The sequence below is a fragment of the Butyricimonas sp. BSD2780061689_150309_C8 genome, from assembly GCF_015560935.1.
Taxonomy (GTDB): domain Bacteria; phylum Bacteroidota; class Bacteroidia; order Bacteroidales; family Marinifilaceae; genus Butyricimonas; species Butyricimonas paravirosa.
This window is the reverse complement of record NZ_JADMSV010000031.1, coordinates 37,776-55,253: the sequence shown is the minus strand read 5'-3', so window position 1 is coordinate 55,253 and position 17,478 is coordinate 37,776. Positions and strand designations below refer to the sequence as shown.

13 protein-coding genes are annotated in these 17,478 nt (G+C 42.6%); 9 read left to right on the top strand and 4 right to left on the bottom strand.

The features are described 5' to 3' along the window. Nucleotides 1-102: 102 nt before the first annotated feature. Nucleotides 103-747, bottom strand: a complete 645-nt coding sequence (locus I2I33_RS18060) for a nucleotidyl transferase AbiEii/AbiGii toxin family protein (protein WP_087421440.1) — start codon at nucleotides 745-747, stop codon at nucleotides 103-105. After that, a complete protein-coding gene (locus I2I33_RS18055; protein ID WP_087421441.1) occupies nucleotides 744-1,076 on the bottom strand; it encodes a hypothetical protein in 333 nt (110 codons plus the stop codon). The genes I2I33_RS18060 and I2I33_RS18055 overlap by 4 nt, the downstream gene beginning before the upstream one ends. 213 nt (nucleotides 1,077-1,289) lie before the next feature. On the opposite strand from I2I33_RS18055, the gene I2I33_RS18050 reads away from it, so the two are divergent. The 3 genes from I2I33_RS18050 (at nucleotide 1,290) to I2I33_RS18040 (ending at nucleotide 4,456) form a co-directional block, all read left to right on the top strand. Then, nucleotides 1,290-2,213: an alpha/beta hydrolase gene (locus tag I2I33_RS18050; RefSeq protein ID WP_087421874.1), complete on the top strand. Its 924-nt coding sequence runs from the start codon at nucleotides 1,290-1,292 to the stop codon at nucleotides 2,211-2,213. A 24-nt stretch (nucleotides 2,214-2,237) separates the two neighbouring features. After that, complete coding sequence (locus I2I33_RS18045) at nucleotides 2,238-3,614, top strand: MATE family efflux transporter (RefSeq protein WP_317193319.1); 1,377 nt, start codon at nucleotides 2,238-2,240, stop codon at nucleotides 3,612-3,614. A gap of 407 nt (nucleotides 3,615-4,021) precedes the next feature. Then, a complete protein-coding gene (locus I2I33_RS18040) occupies nucleotides 4,022-4,456 on the top strand; it encodes a PepSY-like domain-containing protein (RefSeq protein WP_087421443.1) in 435 nt (144 codons plus the stop codon). 53 nt (nucleotides 4,457-4,509) lie between these two features. Here I2I33_RS18040 and I2I33_RS18035 read toward each other — a convergent pair whose 3' ends face one another. Then, a complete protein-coding gene (locus I2I33_RS18035) occupies nucleotides 4,510-5,598 on the bottom strand; it encodes a linear amide C-N hydrolase (protein WP_087421444.1) in 1,089 nt (362 codons plus the stop codon). A gap of 48 nt (nucleotides 5,599-5,646) precedes the next feature. Then, nucleotides 5,647-6,534: a helix-turn-helix domain-containing protein gene (locus tag I2I33_RS18030; protein WP_162613807.1), complete on the bottom strand. Its 888-nt coding sequence runs from the start codon at nucleotides 6,532-6,534 to the stop codon at nucleotides 5,647-5,649. 144 nt (nucleotides 6,535-6,678) lie between these two features. Between I2I33_RS18030 and I2I33_RS18025 the strand changes: the two genes are divergently transcribed. The 6 genes from I2I33_RS18025 (at nucleotide 6,679) to I2I33_RS18000 (ending at nucleotide 17,476) form a co-directional block, all read left to right on the top strand. Continuing rightward, complete coding sequence (locus tag I2I33_RS18025) at nucleotides 6,679-7,848, top strand: multidrug effflux MFS transporter (protein ID WP_087421446.1); 1,170 nt, start codon at nucleotides 6,679-6,681, stop codon at nucleotides 7,846-7,848. Between the two features lie 76 nt (nucleotides 7,849-7,924). Continuing rightward, complete coding sequence (gene mtnA / locus I2I33_RS18020) at nucleotides 7,925-8,983, top strand: S-methyl-5-thioribose-1-phosphate isomerase (protein ID WP_087421447.1); 1,059 nt, start codon at nucleotides 7,925-7,927, stop codon at nucleotides 8,981-8,983. Nucleotides 8,984-9,200: 217 nt separating this feature from the next. Further along, nucleotides 9,201-11,792 (top strand): ATP-dependent chaperone ClpB, encoded by a 2,592-nt coding sequence (gene clpB / locus I2I33_RS18015; RefSeq protein WP_087421448.1) that lies wholly within the window; start codon nucleotides 9,201-9,203, stop codon nucleotides 11,790-11,792. A 143-nt stretch (nucleotides 11,793-11,935) separates the two neighbouring features. Next, complete coding sequence (locus I2I33_RS18010; RefSeq protein WP_087421449.1) at nucleotides 11,936-12,505, top strand: RNA polymerase sigma factor; 570 nt, start codon at nucleotides 11,936-11,938, stop codon at nucleotides 12,503-12,505. A gap of 105 nt (nucleotides 12,506-12,610) precedes the next feature. After that, a complete protein-coding gene (locus tag I2I33_RS18005; protein WP_087421450.1) occupies nucleotides 12,611-13,774 on the top strand; it encodes a FecR family protein in 1,164 nt (387 codons plus the stop codon). A gap of 108 nt (nucleotides 13,775-13,882) precedes the next feature. Continuing rightward, nucleotides 13,883-17,476 carry a SusC/RagA family TonB-linked outer membrane protein gene (locus I2I33_RS18000; protein WP_162613808.1) on the top strand — a complete coding sequence of 1,198 codons (3,594 nt, stop codon included), beginning with the start codon at nucleotides 13,883-13,885 and terminating at the stop codon, nucleotides 17,474-17,476. Nucleotides 17,477-17,478: the final 2 nt, after the last annotated feature.

Genomic DNA, 17,478 nt, shown 5'->3' with positions numbered 1-17,478 from the left:
AACCGGGTCAATTTCGAGTGGATTTCAAGGACCAAGTTCTATTGGAAAAGAAGGGCCAAATTAGTGCGGATTTTCCAATTAAGAATCAGCTAGAAATTTTATTTACGCTTCTATCAAGCAAGATTTAATATACTCCTCGATTTCTTGGGGAGAAATGGTATATAATGGTTGTAATTGTTCAAAATGGCTATCCCTGTTGAAACGTTTACTATTTGTTAGTATGGCTAAAAGATTTTTGGATTTCAGTTTATGTCCGGAGTATGTTAAAGCTAATGTGATTAAATCATGGATTGATGTTCCGCTTTTAAGGATGGAATAAATGTCATAGTAATCTCTGAAATTACTTCTACGTAACATGACCTCCATTTTCATGGCACCGATAGATTTTATATCAGCTATTTTCAAATTATTCAAAAATTCTAAAGGTTCACTAACAGGGGAGTATTTGTCACAAGCATAAAAAGAAAACTTTACTCCAGATACTAGAAATTCGACATGATCTATATCCAGTAAATCCCGGTGCTGTATTTCCCCGATAGTGGCAAGTTCTTTTTCTATTTGAAACCAGGCGACTTCCATCTTCTCACTCTTGCTTGTACGCCATTTCATAAAATCCAAATCCTCGCTCTGGCGAGTTCCTAATTGCAAGGACAAGGCTGTGCCACCCACGAGAGTATAGGACTTTATATGTTCTAGTTTTGAAACAGATTCAAAAATTTCTCTTGTATGAGGTGCTAGGCCTTTCATCGTAATAACTTGTTTGAATGACGAGTTTCCATGGCTTTTATGTATGCATCGGGCTTTTTTATTTTAAAAAAGTACCATGCAAGAAAACGGTTCAGGGTGTATAGATAATCTCCTTGTGGTATCAAATAATCCAACCAAACCTGTTTTATTTTTTTGAGTGGGTAAATTGAAAATAGTTGTTTAATCTCGTCCATGTCTAGATATAACAAGGTTTTTTCAATTAATATGTCATCTGAAACTTCTTTAATTGAGTCATCCTTGAAAGACCAAAAGCGATGTTCTTGTTTTAGTTTTTCTAACAAGTTAAGTTTTAGTGCATCTACTGACATGGTATTATTCGTTATTCTTTTGACAAAGATAACGATTGTTGGAGATAAAACAAAACAGTCAGAAGTGACAGGTTGTTAAATATTAAAAGGCAGAATTGCCGGAAAGTTCGAGTACTTTTCTTTGGATAGGAAGGGACAAATCTTTTTGTATATTTGAAAAGTAAAACAGGGAAAGTGTGGAAGGAGATAATGAATTGTAAACTAAGATTATATATGTATAGATGTTCGTTGATTATTCTATCCTTTCTAATGATGGCGGAACTTTCTGCTCAAAAGATAGAAAAAGTATTTCTTGATAAGAATGATACGACAAGGAATTGCTACACGATTATTTATCCGGACTCGCTACCATGGGTGGGATATTTGTTTTTGGTGCCGGGATTTGGTGAAACGGCAGAGGATGTTTTGCTACAAACAAAACTGCCTGTTGAAACGGCGAAAAAGGGGATTTTGACCATTATACCTACTTTTCAAGATGGCGTTTCTTCGTTTGGCTTTGATCGTTTGAGCCAGCAGGCATTTCATCGAATCGTTGATGATGTGACGAATAGGTATAAATTGCAGGATTCGGAATATTATCTTGGTGGCTTTTCGATGGGAGGAAGTACGGTGGTAAAATTTGCGGAAACGGTAGATAAAAAGCCCAAAGCTGTTTTTGCTATCGACTCCCCGCTGGATTTTGAACGGTTTTATAACTCTACAAAACGGGATGTCGTGTTGTTTGGAAAGGGTGGTTCTGACCAAGAGAACATATATCTTTATTTGCTTTCAAGGATCGAGCAAATCATGGGTGGAACGCCTCAGACGGCATTGAAGAATTATCACGAAATATCTCCTTATTCGCTTTCCGACACGACGCAAGCTGCTATAAAAAGGCTGTTGAATGTGCCGATCAGGATATATATAGAACCTGATATTCAATGGTGGCTTGATGAACGGGAAACGGATGTCTTTGGTTTGAATATCATTGATTGTTCCGCAATGGTTAATGAATTGAAAAGGTTGGGTAACGACAGGGCTGCTCTTATTGTAACTCAGAATAAAGGGTATCGGAAGCCGGATAATAACCGACATCCACATTCTTGGAGTATTGTTGACAATAGAGAATTGATAGAGTGGTTGTTGCAACAAAAATAGTATTTACGTTTTTCAGAGAGGGACGTGGCGTTTAACGGTATAAAAAAGGATCGGGGTCTAACGACCGGAAATATAACTCTTGGGTTGTTGTGGTTCGCTGTACCCATGATTTTAGGGAATCTGTTGCAACAATTCTATAATATTGCCGACACGCTGATCGTGGGGCAGTTTTTAGGGGCGAACGCGTTGGCGGCGGTCGGATCGGCTTACTCGTTGATGATATTTCTGACTTCGGTACTTTTGGGGTTGTGCATGGGGAGTGGGGCCATTTTTTCTCTGCAATATGGGGCAGGAGACCGGGAGGCATTGAAACGTAGTATTTTTGTTTCTTTGGTGTTAATAGGCTTGGTTACTTTGGTTTTGAATGTTGCTGTTTTCGTATGGATTGATCCCATACTGAGATTATTGCAAGTCCCGGAAGATGTTTACCCGTTGATGCGTGATTATCTTTGGGTGATCTTTTGGGGTATCGGGTTCACCTTTATCTATAATTATTATGCCTCGTTACTGCGTGCGATAGGTAATTCCGTCGTGCCATTGTGGTTTTTAGGAGTGGCGGTTGTTTTGAATATTGCGCTTGATTTGATTTTTATTTTGTGGTGTGATTGGGGAGTGAAAGGAGCGGCATGGGCAACTGTTATCGCGCAGGTCGTTTCGGGGGTAGGACTTTGTGTTTACACGATCCGGAAATTTCCGGAGTTCCGAATTCGGCGGGAGGATATGTGCATGAAGTGGCAAACGGTAAAGGAAATTGCGGTTTATTCATCCTTGACTTGCGCCCAGCAGTCCGTGATGAATTTCGGTATATTGATGGTACAGGGATTGATCAATAGTTTCGGGGTTGCCGTGATGGCAGCGTTTGCGGCCGCAGTTAAAATAGATTCGTTTGCTTATATGCCCGTGCAGGATTTCGGGAACGCCTTCTCGACGTTTATAGCCCAGAATTTTGGTGCCGGACAAATGAAGCGTATTCGAGATGGAATCCGGGTGGCGGTTGTTTCTGCAACTATTTTCTGCGTGTTTATTTCTCTTCTTGTATTCGCGTTTGCCCGTCCCTTGATGTTGATTTTTGTTCCGGTACGTGAAACGGAAATTATTTCTATCGGGGTTCAGTACCTACGAATCGAAGGGGCTTTTTATTGTGGAATCGGTTGCTTGTTCCTGTTGTATGGTTTCTATCGGGGGATTCGGAAACCGGGGATGTCGGTCGTGCTGACTGTTATTTCTTTGGGAACTCGTGTCGCTTTGGCTTATGCTTTATCCGCGATTCCGGCTATCGGGGTTGTGGGAATCTGGTGGTCAATCCCTATTGGTTGGTTCTTGGCTGATATTGTCGGGTTGTGGTATTATCGTAGATTGTTCTCGAGTGTTACGAGATCGGGTATTTTAAAGTCTGTTTAAATTTTGTTGAACAAAATCTTGTCGTTGCTTGATTACCCCTAGGGCGTGCCAATGTCCCTTCGATGTTCCTTTAATGTTCCAATATGATCCCGTCTTGATTTGTGCTGCGTTCAAATGTATTTCCTCCGGCGATCACTCGCAAGTGACACGGAGAAAGCACGGAGAAAGCACGGAGAAGACCTAGCCAAACAATAGTGTAACAGCATACCATGGAAGTGGTAAAAACTTGTTCGTGGATAACTATTTTGTATTGGATAGCCTGTCTTTTGAACAACTGACTCTCGATATTTTTATCTTATCCATGCGAAATTTAAACAGGTTCTTAATTTTTCCAGATTCTTTTCAGATTCGGGGGATATTTTTGTCATGTAAATAATAAAATAGTAACCCATTAAAAATAGAAGAATATGAAAAAGATTGTTTTTTTACTCGTATGTTTATTCTCGATGACGATAGTAAAGGCTGATAATGACAAGCCGATTGAGATGAATCAGTTACCGGCGAAGGCGCAGACGTTTATCACGACTTATTTTAAAGATCAGAAAGTGGCATTGATAACACAGGAGACGGGTTTGTTTTACAAGAGTTATGATGTGGTGTTTGCAAGCGGGGAAAAGTTGGAATTCGATAAATCGGGAGATTGGACAGAGGTGAAATGCAAGACGGGTGAGGTTCCTGCTGCCATTATCCCGGAGGCGATACTTAAATATGTGAAGGCCAATTATCCGGAGGCAAAAATTTTAGAGATCGAGCATGATTCGGAAGGATATGAGATCAAATTGTCAAATCGCTTGGAGATTAAATTCAATAATAAGTTTCAGGTAGTGGATATTGACGATTAAAGATAAAGTGAGCGTATGTGTAGAGGGGCTGCTTGAGTGGCCCCTCTATTTTATTATCCGATCCGGATCGGGATTATCGGTTGCTGGTTTACTTTGTCGAGAGGCTCTGTTTGATATTTTACCCGGGCAAAATTGATCTTACGGAGATCGATGCAACGGATGGCGCTATCGTACATGGTACGATAGTAGATCATGCGGTTCATCATGTCGGTTGCCGAGGTCCATTGCGTGGCACTTGGAATATCAACAGGAGTTTGATCGGGAGCGAACTCTATTCCGATGGGTATGTCAAAATTATTCAGTATTTGGAAACATTGAATAACGGATTGTTGCCCTGTCTCTTGCCGTGGTGCGGTTGCTTGATAGAAAGCAGCACGGACAAATCGGGAGGGAGGGGTGATATCGCCCGGTATACTAAGAAAACCACTTCCGTTTCCGAAAGAAGTAAGAGTCACTCCGTCTAGTTGTTGGGAGGGGGCCATACCGGGAATCAAGTTGACATAGTTATTCAGGTTTGTCATCTGCCAGTCTAAACTTGGGGAGTTGGTCAGTACACCTAGTTTGTTCTCGTAAAAGATCGGTTTTTCATTGATGATTTCGAGAACGATCTGGCGTCCGGTGGTGTCGGCAAAACGCCAGTGGGCGGTAGATGCCCTCGGATCGATACCGATGACATGAACTTTTTTGATGGATTCTTTTACTTCGTCCACGGTCTTGCAACTGCCCAATATCCATGAAACGAGTTGTAGGTCGGCAATGCTGGATGCTTTTTCTTTGGGATTATAAGTTTCATATTTTCCGTATTGCGGGAAGTAAAACAGTCCGGCAGAGAGTCCTGCCTCATTCAGTCCTTCTGCCACGAATTGTTCTTGCTCCACGGCTAGCCCGATATACCCGTAGCGAGCCGTGAAAATCATCCCTTCTGTTGTGCCGCCGGGAATGTAGGATTGTTGTTTATATTCTCTTGGTACGACAACATATTGGCTATTGAGATTGCTACCTCCCCATTCTATGGTGCGGGCCACGATGCAGGAACCATCCTTGGCTTTCAACGTGATTCCGGTGCAGGCTTTGAGTTCTCTGGGGAAGAAGGCGATAAGGGGCAATATCACCCATAGGGTTATTGATAATTTCTGTTTCATAAGAGCATTGTTTTTATTTTAAGATAACGGGGAAAACGGCTTTTTGTTTCATTCTTCGGAAGTTTCATGAACTTGCTTGTTGTTTCTGAATTGTAGGGGAGTCATGCCCGTGTGTTTTTTGAAAAAGCGGGCGAAAAAGGAAGAGTTCGGGTAGTTAAGTTCCTCGGAAATCTGGATGATACTCATGTCCGATGATCTCAATAATACTTTGGCTTCTTGCAGGCTGAAGTTCGTTATCCACTGGTAGAGGGAGCAATCGGTGGTTTGTTTCAGTATGCTCGATAGGTATTTCGATGTCATGCAAAGTTTGTCAGCATAGAATGACGGGGAGCGTTCTTGTTTGTGGTGCTGGTGCAATAGCCGGAAGAAATCGTCTACAATTTGTTTTTGGCGATTGGTTCCCACGAGTACGGTTTGGTGAGAGTAAATGAAACTGAGTTCTGCGATGAAGGAGAAAAGTAAGGCTTTGGTGATCTCCTTCCGGGAGGGATGATCGAGTCTGGCTGCCTGGTGGGAAATAAAAACGAAGAATTCGTCTAGGTGGTTGAATTCTTCGTTTGTTAAGGATAGGTAGGGTTTGTTACCTATTCTTTCTGAGATCCCCGATTTGAGAACGAACGGGAAATCAACCATGAAGTCAAAGCTGTAAGACAGGTATTTACAAGCGAAATCATCTGACAGGTAATGATTCTCGATCAGGTGGAAAGGTAAAAGAGAGATTAACGTGCCGGGGTGAACGAGGTGGTCTTTACTATTGATTTTCAAATGACCTTCTCCGGCGGTAATCATGATGACGGTCAGGCCGTTGATGTCGTTACGTCGTGGCTTGTGGAGAGGAAATAATTGGATGAAGGATTCCTTGCTTAACATGGAAATAAAGAAATTTCCAAGAGAGGGGATTGTCGTGCTGTTTGGTATGTCATTTCCTTTTTGCATGTACGCTGGTTTCATGTTCCGGAAACAAAGATAAGATATTTGCACGAAAAAGCATTATAGGGCAAATCTGTGGATGATTAGGACGAAAATGTTTGTAGAATGTTGGGGATATTCGCGATGTAAAAATGATAAAAACTAGAGATTATGGAACAGAGAAATTCGAAAATTTACATACTTATTGTCGTCGGAATGGTTTCGGCCCTAGGGCCTTTCGTGACGGACTTTTACTTGCCGGCATTTCCCAATTTGGTGACTTATTTTGATACGGCAGCCTCGCAGGTGCAGTTGAGTTTGACGTTTAGTATGATCGGGTTGGCTGTGGGACAGATATTTTTGGGTCCGGTGAGTGATAAATTTGGAAGAAAGCGACCGTTAGTGATCTCGATGTTCTTCTTTGTTTTGTCATCGATTGGCTGTGTCTTCTCGCCTAGTATAGAGATTTTTATTCTGGCTCGTTTTATCCAAGGATTTTCGGGTGCGGGGGGAATCGTGATTTCCAAGTCGATAGCGACTGATTTGTACGGGGGAAAGGATTTGGCGAAATTCTTTTCCATGCTGGCTTGCGTGCAGGGATTAGCTCCGATTTGTGCGCCTGTGTTGGGAGGGCTGTTGCTATTGGTGACGAATTGGCGGGGAATATTCGGGTTGCTGGTGTTAATCGGGATATTGTTGTTGCTGGTTTTGTTAAGGTTTCATGATTCTTTGTCTAAAGAAAACCGGTTACAAGGGGAGTTGAAAGAGCGGTTTGTTTATTATAAAGAGGTGTTGCGGCATCGGAAATTCATGTATTTCGTGTTGATTCAAGTCTTGGGAATGGGAGTGATGTTTTCATATATCGCATCTTCGCCGTTTGTTTTTCAGGAACATTACCATCTTTCTCCTGTTATGTATAGCGTTTGTTTTGCCTGCAATGCCGTGGCAATCATGTTGGGTAGTCTGAGTGTAGTTCGTTTTCGGTCGAATGAACATGCTTTGCGAGTGGGTGTATGGGGATTTATGTTCCTGTGCTGTTGCACCGGGGCGGCTCTCTGCATGGAATTATCCGTTATCATTATTGAGATTGTCTTTTTCCTGTTTCTTTTCTTCTTGGGAATTATACTGCCGACTTCCACGACGCTGGCTTTGAATCTGGAAAGGCAGAATTCGGGGACGGCCTCTGCAATACTCGGTTTCTTGACCTTCTTGGGAGGAGGGATTGTTTCTCCTTTAACGGGTATGGGAAATATTCTTTACTCGACGAGTGCTATTATGTTCGTGTGTTGCGTGTTGATTCTGGTTTGTACTTGGAAGGTGTTGAAAATGGCGAAGAGGTAGATTTAATATAGATGAGATTCCGGGGAAAATGTGTAATATTGCAGGGAATGAAAATCTTGAACCGGCAATATGAGTTATGAGTAATATATTTGATATAGTGACCGCACGTGCGGATTATGAGCAGGGAGCGTTGGTGATTATTGACCAGACGCAACTTCCGGAACGGGAAGTTTATTTGGCGTTGAAAACTCCGGAGGAAATTTGGGAGGCCATTTATTTGTTAAAGGTAAGGGGTGCGCCTGCCATCGGGGTGGCTGCCGCTTACGGGATTTCCGTGTGTATGCAAAAGGTGGACGAGGTTGATGATTTCTACCGGGAGTTTGCAAGGGTGAAGAATTATCTGGCATCTTCCCGGCCTACGGCGGTAAATTTATTTACGGCATTGGAGCGAATGGAAGTTGCGTTGTTGAAATGTCAAGGTGCGGGGGTGGAAGTTTTGAAACAAGTCTTGCGGGAAGAGGCCGAGGCGATTCGGAAAGAAGACGCGGCGGCGTGCCGGAAAATTGGAGAACATGGATTGTCGCTGTTGAAACCGGGAATGGGCTTGCTCACGCATTGTAACGCGGGGCATCTGGCGGTTTCTGAATACGGTACGGCTTTGGCCCCGATTTATTTGGGGCAGGAACAAGGATTCGGTTTTTCGGTTTTTGCCGATGAAACCCGCCCGTTATTGCAAGGGGCGAGGTTGACGGCCTTCGAATTGCAGAAAGCGGGAGTGGATGTAACCTTGATATGTGATAATATGGCCTCTTCGGTGATGAAACAGAGATGGGTGCAGGCCGTGCTGGTTGGGTGTGACCGGGTGGCTGCCAATGGAGACACGGCAAATAAAATCGGTACTTCGGGGGTAGCCGTGTTGGCTAAATATTATGGGATTCCGTTTTACGTGCTGGGGCCGACGTCTACCATTGATATGGATTGTCCCACGGGCAAAGAGATTAAAATTGAGGAACGTGATCCGGCAGAGGTGACCGAGAAATGGTATGCTCGAAGAATGGCTCCCGAGGGGATTCACGTGTATAATCCAGCCTTTGATGTGACTCCTGCCGAGTTGATCACGGCCATTATCACGGAGAAAGGGATCGCCTATCCCCCGTTTCGTGACACATTCCGGGGATGGAAAGAATGTAAATAATTAAGTCATTTTGTCATACATTCTATAAAACATAAAGACAAAATGACATATTTATAATACCTTTTGTTTTAGAAAACAAAAATCAATAGTTCGTTTTTTTATTGATTGTTAATGTTATAGGTTGAAATGTTTTTTCATTTTGTCCAGATGAAACTTTTGGATAAGAGTTTCGGTATATACTTTGTAAAATTGAAGGCAGAAAGGAGAAAATGAGACTATGAACATGAACAATTATACAATTAAGTCGCAAGAGGCCGTGCAGTCAGCCGTGCAACTTGCGCAGGAAAAAGGTCAGCAAGCCATCGAAACAGGTCATCTGTTGAGAGGCGTGATCGAGAAAGGTGAAAATATCACGAACTTTATTTTTAACAAGTTGGGTGTAAATAGCCGGAATGTCTTGGCTGCTTTGGATCGAATCGTGGACGGATACCCGAAAGTGTCGGGAGGTTCTCCCTATTTGTCCGACGAGGCTAATAAGGTGTTGGAGAAAGCCACGAAGTTGGCGGGAGAGATGGGTGACCAGTATGTTTCTTTGGAACATATTTTATTGGGATTATTATCAGTGAAGGATCCGGTTTCCGGTATGTTGAAGGATGCGGGAATGACCGAGAAGGAAACCCGTGCGGCGATTGACGAGTTGCGGAAGGGGTCGAAAGTAAATTCCCAGTCGGCAGAAGATAATTATGATGCGCTGGGGAGGTATGCCATCAATTTGAATGAAAGAGCCCGGAACGGTAAGCTGGATCCTGTAATCGGACGAGATGATGAAATCCGTCGGGTATTACAGATATTGTCCCGGAGAACAAAAAATAACCCGATTTTAATCGGAGAGCCGGGTGTTGGTAAAACGGCTATTGCCGAGGGATTGGCGCAGCGTATCGTGAACGGGGATGTGCCTTCAAATCTGGCATCCAAGAGTATTTACTCGCTGGATATGGGAGCCTTGATCGCGGGGGCAAAGTATAAAGGAGAATTCGAGGAACGTTTGAAATCGGTTGTGAACGAGGTGTTGTCTTCGGAAGGAGAAATTATCCTGTTTATCGATGAGATTCATACCTTGGTGGGGGCTGGAAAGTCTGACGGGGCAATGGATGCGGCGAATATATTGAAACCCGCTTTGGCTCGTGGTGATTTGAGGGCTATCGGTGCAACCACGTTGAACGAGTACCAGAAATATTTTGAACAGGATAAAGCCTTGGAGCGTCGTTTCCAGAAAGTGATGATTGACGAACCGGACGTGATGAGCGCGATCAGTATCATGCGGGGATTGAAGGAGCGTTACGAGAATCACCATAAGGTACGGATCACGGATGATGCCATCATTGCATCCGTGGAGTTATCTCACAGGTATATTTCGGATCGATTCTTGCCGGATAAAGCTATCGACTTGGTAGATGAGGCGGCTGCCCGTCTGCGTTTGGAGATGAATTCCGTGCCGGAGGAGATTGATGAACTGGACCGTAAGATCAAACAGTTGGAAATCGAGAAAGAGGCGATCAAGCGGGAAGGGAAAAGTAAGAAACTGGACGAGATCCAGAAAGATTTGGCCGATTTGAATCAAGAGCGTACGAAATTACGAGCCCAATGGGAGTCTGAGCGTTCTTTGATCGACGAGATCCAGAAGAATAAGGATGCGATTGAACAGTACCGTTTCGAGGCAGACCGGGCCGAGCGGGAAGGCGATTACGGAAAGGTTGCCGAGATTCGTTACGGTAAGATTAAGGAGGCTGAGCGTCGTATTGAAGAGGTGAAGGCCAAGCTGGCGGATATGAAACATGGAGAGTCGTTGATTCGGGAAGAGGTGACGGAAGATGATATAGCGGCTGTCGTGTCCAAGTGGACGGGTATTCCGGTGAGCCGGATGATGCAGAGCGAGCGTCAGAAATTATTACACTTGGAAGACGAGTTGCACAAACGGGTAGTCGGTCAGGAAATGGCCATTACGGCACTGGCAGATGCCGTTCGTCGTAACCGTGCGGGATTGCAGGATGCGAAACGTCCTATCGGTTCGTTTATCTTCCTCGGAACCACGGGAGTCGGTAAAACCGAGTTGGCGAAGGCATTGGCAGAGTTCTTGTTTGACGATGAATCCTTGATGACCCGTATTGATATGTCCGAGTACCAGGAGCGTCATTCTGTTTCCCGGTTGATCGGGGCGCCTCCGGGGTACGTGGGATATGATGAAGGTGGTCAGTTGACGGAAGCCGTTCGTCGGAAACCCTATTCCGTGGTATTGCTGGACGAGATTGAGAAGGCTCACCCCGACGTGTTCAACATCTTGTTGCAAGTGCTGGATGACGGGCGCTTAACTGATAATAAAGGTCGGGTAGTCGATTTCAAAAATACGATTATCATCATGACTTCGAATATCGGTGCGCATATCATTCAGGAACGTTTGAAAGGCATCGATGAGAATAACCGGGATGAGGTACTTGACAAGACGAATCACGAGGTGTACGAGATGTTGAAACAGACGATTCGCCCGGAGTTCTTGAACCGTATCGACGAGATCATCATGTTTGCCCCGTTGAAGAAGTCGGAAATCGTGGATATTGTACGTTTGCAATTCAATGGCGTAAAGAAGATGTTGGAAAACAATGGTATTGCCATCGAGATTACCGACAAGGCTGTTCAATGGCTGGCGGATGCCGGGTATGATCCGCAGTTTGGCGCTCGTCCCGTAAAACGGGTTATTCAACGTACATTGTTAAATGATTTGTCAAAACAGATTCTTGCAGAGGAAGTCTCCAAAGATAGCCGTATCGTGGTAGACGTGAAGGATGACAAGATCATTTTCGAAAATAAATAAGGATTCTTAAAATTATATGAGGTAGGTCGTTTTTCTTTTGAAACGGCCTACTTTTTTGTGGGTTAGTAATATGTCGATAATTTTGATTCTTGGCGAGAATGTCTATCTTTGCATGAATCATAATTGTCGATTTAGATTTTTGTATGGTATATAGCGAATCGGAAATTGTACACGAACTGGAGGCAGGAAATGAGGTCTGTCTGAATATGCTTTTTGATAATTATTATCGGGCATTGTGCGTGTATGCGTTGCGGTTTGTTTCGAATGCGGATGATGTAGAGGATATTGTGCAGGAGGTGTTTGTTTCTTTCTGGATGAACAAGAAACGAACTGTTTTTTCCGGTTCCGTTCGTTCTTATCTTTTCGGGGCAGTAGCCAAGGCTGCCTCAAAGTTTGCGACACGTCGGGGAAGGATCATGTTTGACGACGTGGAGAAGTATGTGGATCAGTTTTTGGAAGAGTTGGCAGAGTATGATGAGAGCGAGTTCTCTCGATTACGCGACAAAGTATATGCCCGGGTGGAGGCTTTACCGGGAAAGACAAAAGAAATATTTAAAGCCGTGGTGTTGGATAACCTGACCTACCAACAAGTGGGTGACCGTTTTGGGATAACCGTGAATACCGTGAAAACGATGTATTACAGGGCATTGAAACAGTTAAAAGAAGAGCTGGGTGGAAACGCTTTGGTGTTGTTTTTTATTATTTTGCGATAAGTTTTTACTCCTTCATTTTGTTAAAATTATTTTTCCTGCAATTTTTCCTAAAAAAGTTGTCATCTCTTTTTCAATCTTCCGGTATATAAGAGAAAATAGATTGAGATGAACGGTAAAATTTGGCAGTGGATTGGTGATTATTGTTCCGGACTTTTGGATAAGAGTGAGGAACGGGAGTTGCGAGCGTGGATGGACGAGGCGGAGAAAAACAAACAACTTTTTATGGAGGGGGTGAAAATGGTGCGGGAGTATCAAATGGTTGCTCGTTCGAGTAAAGATGTCTCGGATTCATTGGAACATATACGGGAAAAGATCAAGGCTCGTAAGAGAAGACAGTTATGGATTCAGATTACTGCCGTGGCTTCTGTTGTGATCTTGTTCGCGTTATCATTTGTATTCTTTTATACTCCGAAATCAGAAGAGATGTCTCCCGTGCTGGCGAAGGTGCATGCCGGAGGAACGAAAGCAACTCTGATTGTGGCAGATGGAATACAAGTCGATTTGACACAAGATAATTTACAAGAGGTAATAGGGCAGTACGGGGCTACTGTTTTGAAAGATAAAAAGAATGAATTGCGATATGATAACGTGGAGGTAAATGACGAGATAGAAGAGAAACCGATATATCATACCATTTCGGCTCCGGTTGGCGGGGAATACCATTTCACGTTGGCGGATGGAACGATGGTATGGTTGAATTCATCTTCACGATTAACATTCCCCACTCGTTTTACGGGAGATGCGCGAGAGGTCCTTGTTGAGGGTGAAGTGTATTTTGACGTGAAACATGACGAGAATAAACCTTTTATCGTGCGGATAAATGATGTGAGCGTGCGAGTGTTGGGAACGAAATTCTGTGTTTCGGCTTATCCAGAAAATGAAGGGATTATGACAACTTTGGTACAAGGGACTGTGCAAGTAATATCTGGAGGTAATCAGGTCGTATTAAAACCGGGATATCAGGCTGTGGTCGACCAACGTTCCGGAACTATCAGCCAACGTGCAGTGGAACTTTCTTTGTACACCTCGTGGGTGCGGGGTGTATTTGAATACGAGAATATGGAATTGGATGATATTGTGGTGCAATTGGCCCGATGGTATGATGTACAATTTACTTTTTCGGCATCAGAATATAAAAAGCGTCGTTTTACCGGAGTGGTGCGGAAATATGAAGATCTAAATGGCGTGCTAGATATGATAGAAAAAACAACTAACGTAAAATTTATTATTAATGGAAGAAATGTTACAATAACTTCAGTGATGAAATAGAAGAAACATAAAAACGGGAAATGTTCCCAGCACTCCCCGTTCTATGTTGAAAATTTAATGGCAGCCTTCGGCAAAAGGCTACGTTTATTAATCAAAGTATCCAAATGTATGAAAAAAAGACGAAATTCTACACAATCCTCGCCTGAAAATGCGAGGGGAAAAATTTATTTAGCAATGAGATTGACTTTGCTTTTGACCATGTTCTTCTCTTTCACGGCAATAGCCAGTGTATCGTCACAATCTGTGACGTTGAAATTAGAGAATGCAAGTCTCAGGGAGACTATTAAAGAGTTGAAGAATCAGACAGGAGTTTATTTCGTGTTCAATGAAGAGGAGATTGCAAGTTTGAACGTGAAACTTAACATGGTTCTGACAAATGAACCTTTCGAGAAAGCTTTGGAGCGTATTTTCGAGGGATTGCCTTTTAGTTACGAGTATTCAGAAGGTGTGGTAATTGTTAAACCGACACCACAGAAAAAGGATGAAGTTAAGTTAAAATTGATCAAGGGGAAAGTGGTTGATACAGATGGGGTGCCTCTTCCCGGGGTTTCTGTTGTTGTGGAAGGAACGACTCGTGGAGTGGCATCGGACGTGGACGGATTGTTCCAGATGATGATTGAGAATAAAATAGGTCAAAAATTACTTTTCTCTTTTGTGGGGATGGAGCAGAAAGTAATTACTTGGCAAGGACAGGATTCTTTACACGTGGTGATGAAGTACTCTACGGTAGACATGGACGAAGTTGTTGTGACGGGTTATCAGACAGTGAATCGTCGAGAGTCTGCAAGTGCGGTTTCCGTGGTGAAAACGGACGAGATTTATGTGGCGGGAGCTACAAGTATTGACCAGATGTTACAGGGACAAATACCGGGATTGATGGTGATAAATACTTCAGGAGAACCGAGTGCAACCCCGAAAATTCGAATTCGTGGAACTTCGACCATTAATGGGAATAAGGCTCCGGTTTGGGTGGTTGACGGTGTGATCTTGGAACAGGATGTACCTATTACTGCTTCAGATTTGAATAGCGAGGATGCCGAGTACTTGGTTGGTAATGCCATTGCCGGTATTAGTCCGCAGGATATTGAATCCATTACCGTATTGAAAGATGCATCTGCCACAGCAATTTATGGTGTGAAAGCTGCGAATGGTGTGATCGTCTTGACTACGAAAAAGGGGAAAATAGGAAAGCCTTCTGTGTCTTACCATGGTGAAGTGGTCGTAAATCAGCGTCCGTCTTATCGGAATTTTGATTTGATGAACTCGTCAGAGCGTATGACCTTGTCGAAGGAAGTTATCGAGGATGGATTGAAATACGGGAGTAATATTTCACTTGATCCCAATGATTCTTATGAGGGATTGGTGAATGAGCTGGTAAATAGAAGAATTACCCATGCAGAATTCTCAGAGTTAGCGATGGAAATGGCTAAACGTAATACCGATTGGTTTGATATCCTGTTCCGGAATGCGGTAACTCACAATCATACGTTAAGTGTACAAGGAGGAAATGAACAAACAAGATATTATTTTTCTGCTGGGTATAATAATAACCAAGGAGCAGCACAAAAATCTTTGAGTGAACGTTTCACGACTTTAGCCAAAGTGGACGTGAATTTGGGTGAGTATGTCAATTTTATGACTAAAATTGATTATAGTACAACTAAGAATGACGGGTATGCAGTAGGAGTAAATCCTTTTTCTTATGCTTACAAGACTTCCCGCACTTTAAGTCCTTATGAGGCTGACGGTAGCTATCATATGTACAAGCAAGGGTCTGCTTATGAATATAATATTTTGAAAGAGTTGGATGAGACTGGCCAGAGTGCTAAGACGAATGATTTTAATGCCTTGTTAAATTTGAATGTAAAATTAATCAAGAATATATCTTATCAGGGAACGTTCTCTTTCCACAATTCAACGACTGAACAAAGAGACTGGCAAACGGAAGAATCAAATGCAGTAGCAAAGATTCGAGGGTATAATTATAAGGAATATGACGAGACTGAAGATAAATACTGGGAGTCTTCGTTGCCTTATGGTGGTATCCTAACCAGCAAGAATACGACGAAAACCGGTTATACAGTGAGAAATGCTTTGAACTACGTGGCGATGTTTGGAGGTGTGCATGATATTAATATTTATGTAGGTTCGGAATTAAGAGGGAACAAGTATAGTGGTACTAGTGTAACGGGATATGGTTGGACGCCTGAATTTGGAGAACGTTTTATGCCGATTTATACGGATAGATTTACACAAAATTATGCAGCGAAAGGGAAATTACTTCCCACGAATACGAATACTATATCCCGAGTGGCCTCTTTCTTTGGAACAGCTAGCTATACTTATGACAACCGCTATGTTTTGAATTTTAATATCCGTTCCGATGGAGCGAATAAATTTGGTAGTAATCCCAAATATAGATGGTTACCTACATGGTCTGTTGCCGGTAAATGGACGTTGACCAATGAAAGCTTTTTATCTGCTTTTGCTGATAAAGGACATTTCGTTTCGATTCGCGGTAGTTATGGGGTCCAAGGAAACATTCACGATGATTCAACGCCTAATTTGATATTGGAAATCGGTGATCGTAACGAAACGAGTACTTTGGATCAATCGACTATTTATCGTTTGCCTAATCCTGATTTACGTTGGGAAAAGACCTCTTCTTGGAACGTTGCGGTAGATTTTTCTTTCTGGTCAGGAAGATTATCCGGAAGTGTGGATGTATACAAAAAACATACGGATGATTTGATTATTGATAAGACTGTAGCAGCATCCAATGGTAAACAGCACTTGTATATCAATGCTGGTCAGATGAACAACACTGGTGTGGAGGGTAATTTGAGCGTTGGTCTATTGAAAAGTAAATTATTTGACTGGAACTTTAATGTGAACTTTGGAAGAAATACGAACGAAGTGATATTGGCAAATGATAATTTGTACAATGATTTGGAGAAGATCACTGAAATGTTGAATGGAAATCTGGCCGTGGAAGGAGAGAAATTAGGCATGATGTATTCATTTGCTTATGCTGGGTTGTCTGCCGATAATGGTTATCCTCTATTTTATGGGAAAGATGGTAAAAAATATCATGGTGGAGATCCGACAATGATGAAATTAGTTAAGAGTGGTTCCATTAATCCGGATTTATCAGGTGGTTTTGATACTCAATTGACATTTAAAAAACGTTTGTCTCTGACGATCGGTTTCGCTTACAGTATTGGAGGGGTGAAACGTTTACCGGACGTGTATGATGATAATTCCAAAGTATTCGATCCGTTATCAAATGTTTCTACAGATTGGAAGAAACGTTGGAGAAAATCTGGGGATGAATTAAAGACTGACATTCCCGCTCTTTATAATTCTGAGTTCGCAAATAATTTCAGATATGAGGGATTAATGAATTATGTTGATGATGAGGATGGTCGAAAAGCAGTAGAACAGTGTACCTATTATTATGACAAATCTGATCATCGGGTTGCTAAAGCAGATTATTTACGTTTGCGTTTAATTGGTTTAAGCTATGCAATGCCGGAAGAATTGGTTAAAAAAATAGGTGTTTCTTCCATGATGCTACGTTTTCAGGCGACCAATTTGCATGTATGGGCCAGTAAGAAATGGCAAGGCTTAGATCCTGAAACTCCGGATGCTAATATTCCGGTATTACCTGCTTATAGTTTTGGAATAAATGTTTCATTCTAAGA